The 15557-nt window shown below is 30.1% G+C and carries 22 protein-coding genes; all 22 read left to right on the top strand.

Annotated features, from left to right (window positions below):
- Positions 1-15: 15 nt before the first annotated feature.
- A complete protein-coding gene (locus tag T514_RS27325; protein WP_034868840.1) occupies positions 16-504 on the top strand; it encodes a hypothetical protein in 489 nt (162 codons plus the stop codon).
- Between the two features lie 349 nt (positions 505-853).
- Positions 854-1015, top strand: a complete 162-nt coding sequence (locus T514_RS26625; protein ID WP_156939886.1) for a hypothetical protein — start codon at positions 854-856, stop codon at positions 1013-1015.
- Between the two features lie 318 nt (positions 1016-1333).
- Positions 1334-1651 carry a hypothetical protein gene (locus T514_RS0110810; RefSeq protein WP_027624788.1) on the top strand — a complete coding sequence of 106 codons (318 nt, stop codon included), beginning with the start codon at positions 1334-1336 and terminating at the stop codon, positions 1649-1651.
- A complete protein-coding gene (locus tag T514_RS0110805; RefSeq protein ID WP_027624787.1) occupies positions 1652-2083 on the top strand; it encodes a hypothetical protein in 432 nt (143 codons plus the stop codon).
- Between the two features lie 260 nt (positions 2084-2343).
- Positions 2344-2484 (top strand): hypothetical protein, encoded by a 141-nt coding sequence (locus T514_RS26620; protein WP_156939884.1) that lies wholly within the window; start codon positions 2344-2346, stop codon positions 2482-2484.
- Between the two features lie 299 nt (positions 2485-2783).
- On the top strand, positions 2784-3539 hold the full coding sequence (locus T514_RS25745) for a CdiA C-terminal domain-containing protein (protein WP_051542005.1): 756 nt from the start codon (positions 2784-2786) through the stop codon (positions 3537-3539).
- Positions 3540-3563: 24 nt separating this feature from the next.
- Positions 3564-4049, top strand: coding sequence for a hypothetical protein (locus tag T514_RS25740; RefSeq protein WP_051542004.1), 486 nt, complete (start codon positions 3564-3566; stop codon positions 4047-4049).
- A 592-nt stretch (positions 4050-4641) separates the two neighbouring features.
- Positions 4642-5619: a hypothetical protein gene (locus T514_RS25735; protein WP_051542003.1), complete on the top strand. Its 978-nt coding sequence runs from the start codon at positions 4642-4644 to the stop codon at positions 5617-5619.
- A gap of 13 nt (positions 5620-5632) precedes the next feature.
- Entirely contained in the window at positions 5633-6001 is a 369-nt protein-coding gene (locus tag T514_RS0110780) for a hypothetical protein (RefSeq protein ID WP_207640931.1), read from the top strand.
- 529 nt (positions 6002-6530) lie between these two features.
- The gene (locus T514_RS27545) at positions 6531-6656 is read left to right on the top strand and encodes a hypothetical protein (protein ID WP_278246523.1); all 126 of its coding nucleotides are present in this window, start codon (positions 6531-6533) and stop codon (positions 6654-6656) included.
- A 227-nt stretch (positions 6657-6883) separates the two neighbouring features.
- Positions 6884-7201 carry a hypothetical protein gene (locus tag T514_RS0110765; RefSeq protein ID WP_156939882.1) on the top strand — a complete coding sequence of 106 codons (318 nt, stop codon included), beginning with the start codon at positions 6884-6886 and terminating at the stop codon, positions 7199-7201.
- Between the two features lie 40 nt (positions 7202-7241).
- A complete protein-coding gene (locus T514_RS0110760) occupies positions 7242-8183 on the top strand; it encodes a WG repeat-containing protein (protein ID WP_027624782.1) in 942 nt (313 codons plus the stop codon).
- A gap of 314 nt (positions 8184-8497) precedes the next feature.
- Positions 8498-9160, top strand: a complete 663-nt coding sequence (locus tag T514_RS0110755) for a hypothetical protein (protein WP_027624781.1) — start codon at positions 8498-8500, stop codon at positions 9158-9160.
- Entirely contained in the window at positions 9147-9434 is a 288-nt protein-coding gene (locus T514_RS0110750) for a hypothetical protein (protein WP_027624780.1), read from the top strand. Before T514_RS0110755 ends, T514_RS0110750 begins: the two co-directional genes overlap by 14 nt.
- Positions 9435-9439: 5 nt before the next feature.
- Positions 9440-9691, top strand: coding sequence for a hypothetical protein (locus tag T514_RS0110745; protein ID WP_034868836.1), 252 nt, complete (start codon positions 9440-9442; stop codon positions 9689-9691).
- Complete coding sequence (locus T514_RS0110740; protein ID WP_034868834.1) at positions 9688-10401, top strand: hypothetical protein; 714 nt, start codon at positions 9688-9690, stop codon at positions 10399-10401. Before T514_RS0110745 ends, T514_RS0110740 begins: the two co-directional genes overlap by 4 nt.
- Positions 10402-10567: 166 nt before the next feature.
- Entirely contained in the window at positions 10568-10795 is a 228-nt protein-coding gene (locus tag T514_RS26975; RefSeq protein ID WP_169735819.1) for a hypothetical protein, read from the top strand.
- Positions 10755-11465, top strand: a complete 711-nt coding sequence (locus tag T514_RS25730) for a hypothetical protein (RefSeq protein WP_051542002.1) — start codon at positions 10755-10757, stop codon at positions 11463-11465. The genes T514_RS26975 and T514_RS25730 overlap by 41 nt, the downstream gene beginning before the upstream one ends.
- A 12-nt stretch (positions 11466-11477) precedes the next feature.
- Positions 11478-11723 carry a hypothetical protein gene (locus T514_RS0110730; RefSeq protein WP_027624777.1) on the top strand — a complete coding sequence of 82 codons (246 nt, stop codon included), beginning with the start codon at positions 11478-11480 and terminating at the stop codon, positions 11721-11723.
- Between the two features lie 676 nt (positions 11724-12399).
- Complete coding sequence (locus tag T514_RS0110725; protein WP_027624776.1) at positions 12400-13158, top strand: hypothetical protein; 759 nt, start codon at positions 12400-12402, stop codon at positions 13156-13158.
- Positions 13159-13176: 18 nt separating this feature from the next.
- Positions 13177-13629, top strand: a complete 453-nt coding sequence (locus T514_RS0110720; protein ID WP_027624775.1) for a hypothetical protein — start codon at positions 13177-13179, stop codon at positions 13627-13629.
- A gap of 1183 nt (positions 13630-14812) precedes the next feature.
- The gene (locus tag T514_RS25725) at positions 14813-15199 is read left to right on the top strand and encodes a hypothetical protein (protein ID WP_051542001.1); all 387 of its coding nucleotides are present in this window, start codon (positions 14813-14815) and stop codon (positions 15197-15199) included.
- The last annotated feature ends 358 nt before the right edge of the window (positions 15200-15557 follow it).

Raw genomic sequence — 15557 nt, 5'->3', positions numbered from 1 at the left:
ACAGGATGGTGAATTATGTTGATTAGAACTAATAAAAATATGATAGAGTTATTGGAAAAAGGAAAAATTAAAAAAGAAGAAGTAATTAAAATAAATACAGATAATCTATCTAAAATAATGATTCCAAACTTTAAAGAGGTGCATGAGTGCATTATAATTGATATGAATAATGAAATTAATGTGGAAAATATAAATTTCAAAAGAATACTTTCTATGTTTAGGGATAGAACAGGCTATGAGGCTAGTTGCAATGAAATAAGAATAAATGATTATATTGATTATTCTGATGAAATTGCAGTTTTACAATTAGCTGAAATTATTATGGATACATGGAAATATAAATTAAAAACAGAATATCCACAATACAAGTTCTGTATAATTCTTAGTTTTAGTGAGGGGTACGTTACTATGAGATTTCATGTAGTTAGAGAAAATGAAAGTTCATGGTTAAAAGCTGATTTAGATGAATATAAGCATGAAGCCATAATGGTTAAAGAATTTTAAATATACTTGAATATTCACTGCGATAAAATATAGTAGTTAACTACATAAAATAAACAACTTAAATAGGATATATAAACTAATAAATTACGAGCAGGCTGTTGCATGGGAAAGATTAATAAATGATCAGTTCTATAAAAGTGATATATTATTAATCAAACACCAATTATATGAATCAACATATATGAAGCTTAATGCTTGTGTTCAAGATATTGCACATGAAGTTACCAATAAGGTATTTAATTGGGTAAAACTACCAAAAAAATTGCTAGGAGGTAACTAATATGGGGATGAGCATATTAATTGAAAAATATTTTGAAAATGAAGAATATGTTATTTATAAATATGGATTATGGATAAATTGAAAGTAGACAAAAATACACTAGAGCTTAGTAAAATAGAAGAAGGTAGTGAAGGTATTTGGAATTATGGACACTTTAAAGCAGGTAGTTTTATAATAAAACACTGTCAGCAAACAGGCCAATTTCTAGATAAGGTAGCATGTACATCTTAAAAATGTTATTAAGTATAGTTAGGCAATAAAATATGTATAAAAGCTCAATACAAAAAACTAATATTTCTGACTGCATAATTATTAATTATACAAAGAGCTTAATATTTATAGAAAATTAACAATTATGCTCACTACATAATAATAACTATCCAGTGAGCAGATGAATAAAATTTAAATCAATGTTAAAATGGTAGTAATAGTAAAAAAACTATTACTACCATTTGTATTTGCAACTACAGTTTCAGCCCCAAGGGGGCGGCTGAAGCTGAAATTTTCAATAATAAAATTACAATAGATAATGTTAAAAATAATTTAGACATGTTTAAAGGAAAATCAGCTGATGAAATAGCCGAAGCTATGAGAAAGAGTGGTTATGATGTAGTAGTTGAAAAGTCAAAGAGGTCAAGGTCAGGAGCAGTGGTTATTAGAGTAAATAATGCTTCTGAAGGTGCGGGTAGAAATATTCAAATGCTACAGGTATCACCAGGTGGAGGAAGACATGGGGAACTACCATATATTAAAATTAGTACAACATCATCAGAGGTTGGAAAAATAAAAATAGTTAATGGAACTGAAGAGTTATATAAGGCTAGTGGAGAAAAAAATGTTACAGTAATTTTTACAGGAGGGAACTAAATGATTGATATAAATGCACCAATTATTCCATATGAAGGAATGGGAGGTATAAAACTATATAGTACTATTAAGGACTTAAAAGAAATTTTAAGTGATAGAAAGGTAAAGGCTACAGTATTAAATAATTTATGGATTAGGTATGATATAGAAGATTATTTACATTTATTTTTTAATCTAGTAAATGGTAAGTTGTTTAGAATAACTACACTTAATGGATATAAAGGGTTGTTGTGGAATAAAATTAGTGTTGGAATGAAATCAGAAGAATTTATTAAAATTGAGCCATCATTTAAGTATGATGATTTTGAAGAAGTATATGAATGTGATAAAGGGGTTTTCATTGAAACTGATGTAGAGGAAGATAGGGCAATATGGATTTCAGTATATGTTAAAGAACTAGATGAAGATGATTTTGATGAAGGCAATTGGTAAAAATAAAAAGTTGCTACATAATTCAATAATAACTTGCTGCAAAAAACTTGTTTGTTAGGAATTGTGATAGAATTAGTAAAAGGTAACAATAACTTAACTGCATAATAATGATTCTGCAGTCAGCTTAACCACTGTGAAGAAAAAACAAGGAGCTAATCCAATAGATGCTGTAATAGTGCCTATTGGATTTTTCCATATAGCAGTAAAATGAATTGCCCAAAACTACGTCCATATGCCCGAGTTCAGTAATGCCAACACTAATGAAACCAAGTAATATGTTTTATTTTGGAAGACCGATGAAAGCAAATTATGAAATAGAAGATAAAGGATATTATAAAGCTTGTAAGGATTTAAAGAGATTTTATGAAGTAGGTGGGCTGGAGGCAGGGAATCATTTATAGGAGCAGTTTCAGGAGCTATATTTGGTCTTTTTGGTACATTAAAAATCTTAGGTGGAAAGATGCTATTTAGTGGAGTAACCAATGGATTTGAAAGTATAGTAAGGCAAACACTATAAGGTAAAGGAATAAACAGAGTTCTTGGCTTCAGAAGGAGTTTTTACTCCCACTGAAGCTTTAGAAATCGTTATCCAGGGACGTAGCCGCTCTTTACCCCCACTTTAAAGAATAGAGCGGGTAGTCATCGGATAAACTTTGAAACTACATTATATGATGTTGGAATTGGAGCAGCAACAGCAGGAATGTTCCATAAGGCAGGGGAATTATTTAAGAAAGCAAGTCCTTGGGTAAAAAAAGGAGCATCAAAAGTTAACGATGCCATAGAAAATGCAGTTAATAAATTTAAAAACATGTCTGATAACTTTAGTAGTAGGTTTGGAAATAAACTTGCTTTTGAAGGTATAGGAGGTTTTAATGGAAACTCTCCAATTAATAATGTTAAACTTAAGCCTACAAGGACACAGATAGCTTATAATGAAGCTATAAAAGAAACAAAAGAGGCAGCAGAGAAGCAGATGAAGAAAGCTACTTCTAAGGGGGCGGCTGAAGTTGAAAACAAACTTAAACCAAGAAATTCTCCTAATCCAGATGCAACACCAAGTGGACCAAGAACCAAAATTAGTAAAAAAGCGGATGAAGCTACAAGACGTTCATTAGAAAGAGAAAATGAGGCAGCAGATATTTTTGCTAAAAACGGGTATGAGATTGAACAGAATCCTAAAGTAGAAGGAACAACTAGAGAGCCAGATTATAGGATAGAAGGTGAATTAGCTGATTGTTACTCACCTGCTGAAAAATCATCCGTGAGAAGAATTGGCGATACAATCCGTGAAAAAGTTGTAGATAAAAAGCAAGCTAGCAGAATAGTACTAAACTTAAAGGATTGGAACGGTAACATAAATGATATAGTAGAACAATTGAATAATTATCCAGTAGAAGGTCTCGAAGAAGTTATAGTAGTAAAAAAAGACAATAGTATTGTTTCAATTTATCCATAATTATCGAAAGGAGTGATGTGCACTATGTCAATAGAATTTTCTTTAAAGGTAAAAGATAATATAGTTAATGAAAACTTACTTATAAATGAAATTAATAAATTAGGAGTTAACGCATATGTAGATAAAATTAATGAAGAGGAGGATAGATTTGAAATTGATTCTATTCATGAACCATTGGGATTTAGTGTGATTTTTATTAAAAACAAAAAACCGCCTTACAATACTTGGGAAACCAAGTTTTTAGAAACTGATTTTCAATATAATCAAATTGTTTGGTTTGAATTTGATAAAGAAGCAGATTTAAGTATTACACAAAGAAATGCATTGAAGATAATTTTTAATTTAATGAAACAATTAAATACTAGTGCATTATTAACAAGTTCTGTATATGATGATATTTGTTATTTTAAAAATGCTACAGATGTATATATAAATAAGGATGTTGCATGTTTAGAGAAAGTAAGAGATATGGCTTTATATGATAACAATTGGAGATGTTTCTACAGCTAGTAAGTGAAGGTTTATTGAAGAATAAAGCTAAAAAAGTATTCATAAAGTATCTCTCTATAGTTGAAAAATACCAAAGAAACTCAAAACTTAACGCATATTTATAAGTAAGCTAGCTGAATAAAGAAAGAACTTTGGGAAATAATCATATTAGATATAAATTTCACTGCATAATAATTCTGTAGTAGGTTTGGATACTACCAGGTGAAAAACACACTCTAAAAACTGCAAATAGCCATCAGAAGGAGGTTTAAATGCTTGCTGCTATGGAAACATAGGAGATTCAGCAAAAACTTCTTTTAGTGTCTGATTTAAGTTAATGGTAAAACTCCAATGGATGCTGAAATGGTGTCTGTTGGAGTTTACTTTGTATTCTATCCTATCAGATTCTTATATTATAGCTGTCAATTCTTTTATGTTTACAAAGAATCAGTTGAAAAACTTAATAATGAAAATAGAGGAACATACTTTACATAGGATAAACAAGGAAATACAATAAAAGAAAAAACAAAAGATGGAAATAATATCTTTGAATATAATGAACTAAATTAGCAAGTTTAGTTGGGGAAAACTAACTAAAGGTGTTCTTGCAGGTTTGGCAATAGTTGCAGTGGTTGCAGTAGCATTTACAGCTGGTACCACAATACCGGCGGTGGCAGGAGCACTGGCAGCTGTAGCAAAAGCAAGCTTTGTTACTGGAATGGTAATGGGGCTGATGGGAGTTGCGGACAAAGCAGGATCAGATATAGCAAATAAAGAAGTTAGTGATGTGGATGAATATGCAGGCAAGGCGGCAAAAGATACTTTTGCAGGTGCTGTATGTGGAGCCTTATTTGCACCATTTATGATACCAGCTGCAGGAACAGGGCTTTTAGGTGAAATACCTACAGCTTTACAGCGTACAGGAACTTTACTTAAAACAATGTATATAGGCGGAACATTTAACTATACGTACTATGATTTAAGAGAGCGGACGGATGGACGTATACCTAGCATACAGCAAGGAGTAAAAGTGTTTAGGGATGGAGCATTATTCTCAGGATTTATATACACTGCAGGAACAGCAATTTTAGAAGTCGCTCCATTCATTAAAAATGCATATAAGGGTACTAAAGGGGCGGCTGAAGCTGAAAATGTTGAAGGTAAAACTAAATATGATAATATTAACATTAATTCATTGTCAGAAGAAGAACTGGCTCAAATTACATCTGATATACGATGTAATGGAGGTTCACCAATTGAAATACCTGAGAATGCTAGGATAAAGGCCCAATCAAAAAATGCGGGTTATGAACAAATTAGTTATAAGTGGAATGCTGGGACATATACATATGAAGCTAGGTGGCATACAGAAACTCCGGGAGCAGCTCAGTATGGCAGAGGTACAACATGGGTAGTAACTAGAACAATTCCAGGTAATGCAAACGGAGTACAAAAAGTTGTTCAAGTTAAAGTAGGAGACACATGGGTAGATAATTCTATTTGGCAACAAGCTGTTAGAGCTAATCAAACAGGAACTGCCACTCAAGAGCAAATGAATATGTTAGAAAATGGGCACTGGTTAGCAAAATAAGGGGGATTAAATAATGAGTAATATAGATGAAAAATATTATATAGGGTTTGAAGGTGAACCTGAAATTACATTTAGTATAATAAAAGAAAATAATATAAAACGTCAATTTGGAATGTGGAGTGGCTATTTTGATAACATAATGAAACAAATTAAGCCAAAGGAAGGTAGATGGACAGCATTAGCATATTATTATCAGTTAGGTATAGGGTGGTATGATGAAAGTCCATGGTTAATACAAAATCTTGAGGAGTCATATGAACAGTTAATGGAGATAGAAGTAGCTAAATTGGAAAATGAGGAAAAAGAAATAATAAAAATTATTTTGAGTATGTTAAAAGATGCAATAGATAATAATTGCGAAGCATTTATTTTATATGATTAATATAATAAGCTTGTGTTTTATGAGAAGATTTACAATACTATAATCTTAGCTTAAGAGTAATATTGTTTAATAAAACAAAACATAAGGTAAATAAAAAACACTGCATAAAAAGGTGATTTTTATGATGATATTAATTAGTAGAGACGACTCTAAAAATTTAGCTGCATAATTATCATTATGTAGTGAGTCTGTATACAAAGGAAAATAAATGGTGAATCCAATAGATGCTGAAATAGTGTCTATTGGATTTTTTCACGTAGTGGGGGAACCAATTGTCTCAAAATATGTCCTTACACCCAAACTCAGTAATATCAATAGTTCTGGTATAACTATGTACTAGATATAACTTAAACATAAAAAAGACCAGTAATAGAAGTTAATTATGTTGCAGGTCTTTTTGCTATGTCAAAAAATAAAAAATGAAAGGAAGATAACAACAATAAAGCTAGTAGAAGAATTTGTTGTGGATATATATTATAAACTATAAAAATTATCTCAATTATTTTGTGATATAATTGAACCACGTAATATGTTTTGTTTTGGAAGACCAATTAAAGCAAGTTATGAAATAGAAGATAAAGGATATTATAAAGCTTGTAAGAATTTAAAGAAATTTTATGAAGCAGGTGGGCTAGAGTCAGAGAATTATTTATAGGAGCAGTTTCAGGGGCAATATTTGGACCTTTTGGTACATTAAAAATCTTAGGTGGAAAGATGCTACTTGGTGGAGTAACCAATGGATTTGAAAGTATAGTAAGGCAAACACTAGATGGTAAAGGAATAAACAGAGTTCTTGGCTTCAGAAGGAGTTTTTACTCCAACTGAAGTTTTAGAAATCGTTATCCAGGGACGTAGCCGTTCTTTACCCCCACTTTAAAGAAGATGGGAGTATTAGAGCAGGTAGTCAAAGGTATGGATCCAGGACATATAAAAAGTGTGCAGGAAGGAGCAAAAGATAATTGTATTGAGGATAGTCCAATTAATACAGAAAATGTAAATCGTAGCTCTATGAGATGGTTTGAGAATTATAGGGCCAAAAATTGTGAAGGAATGCAGGTTACAACTGATATTTTACCTAACGGGTATGTAAGAGTTCAGATACCAGGAAATAATATTGATGTAACATATAATCCACTATCAACAAATATAGATCAATGGCAAAGGGATTGGTATTTGCAAATTGGAGAAACATTTGACTAAATAAATTTATAAATCACTAATTGTTAGTATGGAGGAAATTATGAAACGATATTTATATTTAATAAAAAAAGATAAATTATATGGATATATAAATAGTAAAGGTGAGATAGAAATTACTCCAATGTATAAAGATGCTATGGAGTTTAGTGATGGTCTTGCTAAGGTGACAACAGTTGAAGGAGAATCGTATTTTATTGATGAAGATAATAATCCTTTTATAAAACCAGATGTTGATTGGTATCTAAAATTTGAAAATGGTTATGCTGAGATAAAGAAAGATGGTAAATATGGATTTATTGATAAAAAAGGACAGCTTGTTATTGAGACACGATTTGATAGGGTATGGAGAGGATTTAATAAAGAAGGATTTGCAATAGTGAGGCAAGATAATAAAGACGGAATAATAGACAAAAACGGAGACTTTTTAATTAAACCTACTTTTCTAGCAATAAATGAATTTTCAGAAGGTGTTATGTCAGCTAAAAATCAAGATGGTAAATATGGATTTATAGATATTAATGGCAATACGGTAATTGATTTTAAATTTGAGTATGTAGGAAAATTCTCAGAAGGATTATCATCTTTTAAAGATGGAGGAAAAGAAGGTTTTATCAATAAATTAGGTGAAGTTGTAATTAAACCAAGGTATAGTTATGTGTTGGATTTTCATAATGGATTAGCTGCATATTTATCAAAGGATATAAATAAGATGGGATATATAAATCAACAGGATGAAATTGTTATAAAAAGTAAATACGATGTATTAAATAATTTCAATGAAGGTATTGCCGTATTTTGCAATGATGATTCCTATGGATATATAGACATTTATGGAAACGAAATTTTAAAAAATGTATTTTTATCAGCAGATGATTTTAAAAATGGTTTAGGATTGGTAGCAACAAAAGAACCTATGGAATGGGGATATGTAAATAAAAAAGGAGAATGGGTATATAAGCCTAAAAACTTTAGTCTTTGGTAGAGAAAAATAGTAGAATTATGGATAGAAATAGACGCAAATGAATTAAACGAATTTGCAACAGAAAATAAATCAATAACAAAATTAAAAATGTATACATCAAATAGAGGACAAATACTAAATTCAAAAGTTGAAACTATAATCCAAAGGATATTATAAAGCTTGTAAGGATTTAAAGAGATTTTATGAAGCAGGTGGACTTGAGACAGGACATGATACAGATTGCTTTTATTATGAAATAAAAGGAATAAAAGAAAGGATTTAGATGGAGAAAACTAGCTATTGCTGCGGTAGCTGCAGTAGCGGTAGTAGCATCAATGGCAACTTTTGGAGTGGGTGCAACACTAGCAGTGGCAGCAATAGGGGCAATAGCTGTAAGTGCTGCAGCAGGTGCTTCTAAAGCTGGGACGGATAACATAAACTCCCAATTATCAAAAAATGGAGGAGATATATCCAAAACTGATTACGGAGAAGTATTAAAGGCAGAATTTTGGAGTGCTGTGACTGGTGCAACCAATATGTTTAAGACAGAGTTATATGCAGGTATAGACTGGACCTTTCGATGTATATTAGATCTGGTAAGTGTGGCTAATGAATCAGGTATATTTCAAATAGTACCTTTCAATTTCCTGAAACTAAATTATTTCCATATACATATAAAGGATGGAAAAAGGAATGCATCTAATTCTTCACATCAATTTTTTAGAGATAAAGCACCATATAAAAAAGGATTTGATGCTGCAGAATTTGTATTAAATGTAGCAACACTAGCAAGTGGCGTGAAGTCAATTAGCAATATAGGCAAAAATTTACCAGGGAAAATTCCAATACGCTATTTATCTCTTAGTAGAACTGGTATTAAAATACCCGTATTATGTCTAGATGCAGCAACTTCTATAGCCAGTGCAAGTGAAATATCCTCTATAGCAGCATCTGGTCTTGTGCTTTGTAAGATGGCCTCTAATAGTGGAAGTGAATAGTTCTTCTAATAAAAATATTAATACTAAGGGGGCGGCTGAAGGTAATACACGATTAAGTGAAGTTAAAAGGGCAAGGTATGGAGAACAGAAAATATCAAAAAGTTTATATGACAAACTACGTATAAAAACACCATCAGATGAAATACAGGATATGGTAAATGAAAACATTATACTATCAATGGATGATCCTGCCTTACCGGGTATGAAAATTGAGTTAAAAGAAGGTCAAAAACATGCATTAGAAGCGGATCATATAGTTTCTATGAAAAAATAGTTTGTATGGAAGGTTTTGACCAACTTTCATTTGATCAACAAGTAAAGGTACTGAATTATAAGAAAAATTTCGTAGGGCTAAGTAAATCAGCTGATACATCAAAAGGTAGGAAGTCTTTTAAGGACTGGATTCTATATAAAAAGAGAAATATTGAAGTTGATCCTAAGTTTAGGGAAGAAATGATTCCAAAAGAGGAAAAATTGGAAGGTGAACTACAAGAATTAATTGATAAAATGTTAAAGGAGTGGAATCAATGAATAAAGAAAAGATAGAATTTCTTAATAAATATACACTTAGTAAAGTTAATAAGGTGAATTTATTAACTACAGATGATGTTAAGAAGATTCCTGACGGCGTATTACCTAAAGTATGGAAAGATATATTTAGTGAAAAAAATGTTGATGTGAGGAAAAGAAAAATGCTAGATGTGTGGAGATCTTCTGTTGGAAAAGAGATGAGTAATACTATTTCTTTTTTAAATGAACATTTGATTGATATTGAAATAATGAATATTGGAGAATACTACTCTGTGTTGTATACAGTGAAAAATCAAGATAATAAGATTAAGTATTATGAAGGGAATAACCCATGCGATAAAAGATTAAATAAGAAATTAAATGAATATTGGAGTGTAGTACCTGATGAAATAAAGAGGTTTTATGATAATGTTCATAACGGATTTTATTATTATCCAAGTAAAGGGATGGGATTGGATTCATACAACGATGTGACATGTCTGTGGGAGGAAGAATGGGGGATTATTGAGGATATAGGTGAAGAAAACTTAAAGCTAAATCTTTTAACTTCTTTTGGTTTTTTTAACAATTCTTTAGGAACATATGTTGTTGTTGACTGTGAAAAGGGAATAAATGATGCAATATTATGGTCATCAAAAGATGAGCCAGAATATAATTTGAAATTTTGGGATGTAGTAGATGAATGGATGGTTATTGGTTTTCAAAATTAAATCATTAGAAAAAGCTTTTTAGCCATAAAAATTTTCTTTAATACCTAATTTAAGTTAATAACAAAAATCCAATAGATGCTAAATTTAAGTGTCTATTGGATTTTTGTTATTATAAATAGAAAATTATAAAAATATTAAAGTAAAATTATATTGTTACATACGTAATATGTTTTATTTTAGAAGATCAATTAAAGCAAGTTATGAAATAGAAGATAAAGGATATTATAAAGCTTGTAAGCTGGAGGGAGAGAATCATTTACAGGTGCAGTATCTGGAGCTATATTTGGTCCTTTTGGAGGCTTTAGCAGCTAATAAGTTTAATGAGGTAACTGCTAGGATTGATAATAAAGTTGATGACCTATTTATTACGAGCAGGAGCAGCAAAAGCAGATGATGGATTAAATGCCCTTAATCAAGCAAGGTATAATGTTAGAAAAGCTCTTGGCTTAGAGCCAGAATATGCTATAGCAGGTGGGGGATATATCAATAGCTCACCAGAAGAAACATCATACTTTAAGAATCAGATTTCTAAAATTACAGGGAAGGGCAAGAGTTCTTCTAATAAAAATATTAATGCTAATAATACTAAGAGGGCGGCTAAAGCTCTTGACGATATAGTTAATAAATATTCTGATGATATTTATAAATATAATTATAAAGAAGGAGTATATAAACCTACAGAGATTACAACTAGGAATTATGATAAATTAGATGAAATAGCTGAAGAAATGTATGATTCATTTAGAGAAATAAGTGATGATGTTGAAAAAATAGCAAATAATATTGGATGGGATATTAAAGATATAAATCAAATTAAGGAACATGTATTTTTAGATGAAGTATTGAAAGATTCTGGAATGGGAAGATTAGACCCAGATTATGAAATGGCAATGGCGTGGGAAAGACTTTGCAAAGGAGAATTTTATGATAATGATATATTGCTACTTAAGCATGAGTTATATGAGTCAACGTATTATAGAATGAATAAATGCACTCAGAGGCAGGCACATGATGTAACTACTGAAATTTTTGATTGGAATGGTTATGTAGAATCATTAAGGTAAGGAGAGAATAATATGGCTATAAATGTTTATGGAAGAAAAGAATTAGAAGATAAAGAAGTTGTAATATATAAGGCAGGTAGTGATTATGAAGAACCAACAGGTAAAATTAAGTTTGATAAGGAAACTATGGAATTAAGTATACTAAAGAGTGAAGAAGGAAGCCTTTCTGACAGAGGATTGTTTAAAATTGCATCAAAGATAAAAAAAGTTTATAAAGAAACAGGAGAATTTCCTTCTAAGGTTGAGAGTGCATCATAAAAATTATAACAAGAGGATTATCTAATTATAAGCTATTTATGTAAACTAGATGCAAAAATTTGATTTTAGTTACTGCATAAAAATTTATATAAGAGTATTATAGTAAAATCAATGAAAGGTTAAGGTGAATTAGTAGTATAATCTAAATAATGCATTGAAAAGATGAAATGAACTAGCTGAAATTGAGTAGGCTGGTTCATTATTTTTTTAGTAGTTAACATATGTTATAAATACACCATTCAAAAGAACTATATCAAAAAGCAACGTTAACACATCAGAAAACAGAGTTCTAAAAGAATACGAATAAGAGTGGCATTGGACTTAAAAAGCGTTGAATAAAGGCTAAAGCTACTGATTTAATAGAGATTGATAGGTGATTAAAATTTTTTAGCAGTTTCTCAAGTATAAGCATCTGATAAAGGAGTTCCTTGCCAATCAATACTAGTACCTTTAGTAGACAGTAAAACAAGGCTGATAGCAAAACCTAGGCTCAATAATTCCACTTAAAAGTTAATGGAATTGAGAACATATAATATACAATAGATAATCAATTGCACTCAAAAATAAAAATAATAGTAAATACAGATAAGGAAATATCCAATATTGATATTCCGTCAATGTCAGAACCGGATTTGTATTTAGATTATTTAAAGATGTAGCAACACTAGCAAGTGGCGTGAAGTCAATTAGCAATATAGGCAAAAATTTACTAGGGAAAATTCCAATACGCTATTTATCTCTTAGTGGAACTGGTATTAAAGTACCTGTATTATGTCTAGATGTAGCAACTTCTATAGCCAGTGCAGGTGAAATGTCCTCTATAGCAGCATCTGGTCTTGTGCTTTGTAAGATGGCTTCTAATAGTGGAAGTGGTGGAAATAGTAATAGTTCTTCTGATAAAAATATTGATGCTAGTGATACTAAGGGGGTAAGTAATCCTAAAAATATTAATATTGAAGAAGTAACACCTCCAGGCTCACAAAATCCTGTTAAAGTATATACTGATGGATATGCTCAAGTAAATAAAGGAAAAATTGACGCATATATAAGAGGTAAAATTAAGAAACCAGAAAATTATTCTGAATTAAAAGATAGAATTGAAGAATTAACAAAGTTAAAAGATACAAGACCATCAGAATTTACAAAAGAAATGAAGAATGAATTAAAAGATATCAATAAGAAAGTTCATAATTATGAACGTTCTAAAGGAATGGGCGATTTATTAAATAAGGCAGGAATAGCAGATACAGTTGAAAATAATGAAATGATAGCAAATACTGTGTTAGATGCAGCTAAAGAAGTTAAAGCTGGAAATACTAAAATTGTTCGTTACATTAAGGGTACTAATAAAGATGTAATTGTAGAAAGTTGGTGGATAATAGATAGTGATGGCACACCGTACTGTAGTACAATTATATTAAAAGAAGTAAAATAGCATAGGAGAAATTAGTAAATGGAAGAAAAGTATAAATATTTAGAATCAAAAAATTTGTCTGAGTTAATAAAAATTATAGATAATTTTAATGATATAGATGAAACTGTTGAAGCACTTGATATACTATCAGATTTAGATAGTGAAAAAGCATTAGAAAAAGGAATAAATTTTTTATGGAACAATGATGGTGACGAATATTTTCAAGCTATGATAATTGATATAATAGATGATATTGATTTCAATAGAGTAGTAGATTGTTTGAAGAATAGAAAAGATGATATTCAAGCATATTTATTAGGCGAACTTATGCAAGAAATGAGAAGACATAGTGCAGATAAAAATATTGTTGAGTATGTAAAGATGATTAATAAAAAATATATTTTACTTGAAAAAGATGAAAAGAAAAGAATTACTGAACAATATAATAGATTTATCGATAGATTTGAAACTTGCATAAATGACTTATCATAATTATATAGATTAAGAAAATAATATGATTCTTATAAATATATTTGTTGTTAAGTGAATTTAATAAAGATACAGTGTATGTTATTTAATGATAAAGAAAAAATGAAAAGGAGATATTACTTGCCAGTGAAGTTTTTGAGGAAGTAACATATAATCTTCAAAGTAATAAATATATAGAATGCTTAAAAAGTATTTCTCATAAGTATCCTAATTTAAATTTAGAGGATAATATTGAAGTTGTAGAAGAATATATGGATTAATATTAGCTGCATAATAAAGAGTTAAGTAGCTGGATAAAAAATGTAAATATTAAAATACAGTCAAATCAATCAAGACGAGAAAAATAAATACTGCATAATATTAATAAAGTAGTGAGTAAAGGGGCAGAGGGTGAAGAGCGGTAAATAAAATTAAAAAGTAAATTCTAGTTGATAAAACTAAAAATACTTTATAAAATCTTTACCACCTTACCCCCTTTCAACCTAAAGTAAAAGAAAATATCGTTGTAACTGAAATGTTGATACTTCAATTACAACGGTATTTTTTGCTTATGTGTAGTAAATAATGTAAAAATAAAAACAAGTTGCATGATAAAATAAGGTTAATAGAATTAAGGAAATTAATGTAAAAACATTAACTACATAACACTAAAAGTCATAAGTGATAAGAAGTAGTTAAAAAATAGTGGTAAAGGCTCTAAAATACTCAACTCTACCACTAAAAGATAATAAGACAGACTCTGCCCCAAGGGGGCAAGTAACCCTAGCTATGAAAATGTAAGTTCATATAGTACTTCTAAATGTACTGAATATTTTAATAGTAAATATGGGGCAGAAAATGTTAGTTTAAAAGGAACTGACCCAGCAGATTTTCTAAATTCTGCATTAAGCAGGCAGGGACTTAATACAGCGCCTGCAAAATTAAAAGAAACATGGATTCAAGGTGGATATAAATATGAGGTTAGAATTCACCCAGCAGAAGCCAATTATGGAAAGACAGGTAGTATATATAGAGTTAGTAGGCAAAATGTAGAGATTCCTACTGGAGTAGAGTATATGGGAACAGATAGAAATTGGTATCATACAAGTGTATTAAAGCTTGGTGAGAATGGTAATATTAACGCTAATTTTAATAATGAGGCAGCAGAGATAACACATATTCAGCTACCTTAAGAATGGAGGATATTATGAATCGAAATGAAGTTGAAAGTATAGTTGAAAAGATTAATAGTTATTTAAATAGTGAGCTATGGATGGACTTTGAGGTTACTCAATATACTAATTATAAATTACTTCTTACTGGGAGTATTGACCCATCTTCTAGCAATTCGGATATTGAAATTGAATTTCAAGAGGTTTACTATGCGTCAATGTTGTTCAATTGGAAAACAGATATATCTATACAAGCCATTGAATTAGTTTCTGATTATGAAGCTGAAGAAATGTACTCTAAGTATAAAATTGAAAGTGGAACGTATATATTTAAGTTTTATCCAGAAGATTATTCAAGTGATGTTGAATGTTATGTATGTGCAAAGAATATTTCATACATTATTAATGAAAAAGATTTTTAAATAAAAAAGTCAAAAATTATTTTTACACTGCAAAACTATTTAAAGACTAACTACAAAAAAGTTAGAGTAGTAATGTTTATTGTAAACTAAGTCAATTATAAATGTTGGAAAAATGCATAACTTAAATAATGCAGTGAAGGAAGTTAAAAGGTTAATGTTTCAGTAAATGGAACATTAATCTTTTTTTCTTGTACTGAGATATTTTAAAAGTCAAGATAACTAGGGTTAAAGAATGATGTAAGCTGATAAGCTAAGAAATCCTAGTCTCAATAATTCCACTTGAAATCGAGGGGAATTAATAACCTATAATATATAGGGTAAAAATCAATTACACTCAAAAATAAAAAGAATTGAAAAT

Origin of the sequence: Clostridium lundense DSM 17049 (genome assembly GCF_000619945.1) — a bacterium.
Taxonomy (GTDB): domain Bacteria; phylum Bacillota; class Clostridia; order Clostridiales; family Clostridiaceae; genus Clostridium_AO; species Clostridium_AO lundense.
Note: the sequence above shows the minus strand (reverse complement) of the source record. Positions and strands in the feature narration are given on the sequence as shown.

Coding starts and splice junctions, on each gene's coding strand:
- T514_RS26975 (WP_169735819.1), top strand. CDS start 10,568: ATGTTTTATTTTAGAAGATCAATTAAAGCAAGTTATGAAATAGAAGAT.
- T514_RS26620 (WP_156939884.1), top strand. CDS start 2,344: ATGAAACCAAGTAATATGTTTTATTTTGGAAGACCGATGAAAGCAAAT.
- T514_RS25730 (WP_051542002.1), top strand. CDS start 10,755: ATGACCTATTTATTACGAGCAGGAGCAGCAAAAGCAGATGATGGATTA.
- T514_RS0110720 (WP_027624775.1), top strand. CDS start 13,177: ATGGAAGAAAAGTATAAATATTTAGAATCAAAAAATTTGTCTGAGTTA.
- T514_RS27545 (WP_278246523.1), top strand. CDS start 6,531: ATGTTTTGTTTTGGAAGACCAATTAAAGCAAGTTATGAAATAGAAGAT.
- T514_RS25740 (WP_051542004.1), top strand. CDS start 3,564: ATGTCAATAGAATTTTCTTTAAAGGTAAAAGATAATATAGTTAATGAA.
- T514_RS26625 (WP_156939886.1), top strand. CDS start 854: ATGGATAAATTGAAAGTAGACAAAAATACACTAGAGCTTAGTAAAATA.
- T514_RS0110780 (WP_207640931.1), top strand. CDS start 5,633: ATGAGTAATATAGATGAAAAATATTATATAGGGTTTGAAGGTGAACCT.
- T514_RS0110805 (WP_027624787.1), top strand. CDS start 1,652: ATGATTGATATAAATGCACCAATTATTCCATATGAAGGAATGGGAGGT.
- T514_RS0110760 (WP_027624782.1), top strand. CDS start 7,242: ATGAAACGATATTTATATTTAATAAAAAAAGATAAATTATATGGATAT.
- T514_RS0110810 (WP_027624788.1), top strand. CDS start 1,334: ATGTTTAAAGGAAAATCAGCTGATGAAATAGCCGAAGCTATGAGAAAG.
- T514_RS0110765 (WP_156939882.1), top strand. CDS start 6,884: ATGGGAGTATTAGAGCAGGTAGTCAAAGGTATGGATCCAGGACATATA.
- T514_RS0110755 (WP_027624781.1), top strand. CDS start 8,498: ATGGCAACTTTTGGAGTGGGTGCAACACTAGCAGTGGCAGCAATAGGG.
- T514_RS25745 (WP_051542005.1), top strand. CDS start 2,784: ATGTTCCATAAGGCAGGGGAATTATTTAAGAAAGCAAGTCCTTGGGTA.
- T514_RS0110740 (WP_034868834.1), top strand. CDS start 9,688: ATGAATAAAGAAAAGATAGAATTTCTTAATAAATATACACTTAGTAAA.
- T514_RS25725 (WP_051542001.1), top strand. CDS start 14,813: ATGAATCGAAATGAAGTTGAAAGTATAGTTGAAAAGATTAATAGTTAT.
- T514_RS27325 (WP_034868840.1), top strand. CDS start 16: ATGTTGATTAGAACTAATAAAAATATGATAGAGTTATTGGAAAAAGGA.
- T514_RS0110730 (WP_027624777.1), top strand. CDS start 11,478: ATGGCTATAAATGTTTATGGAAGAAAAGAATTAGAAGATAAAGAAGTT.
- T514_RS0110745 (WP_034868836.1), top strand. CDS start 9,440: ATGGAAGGTTTTGACCAACTTTCATTTGATCAACAAGTAAAGGTACTG.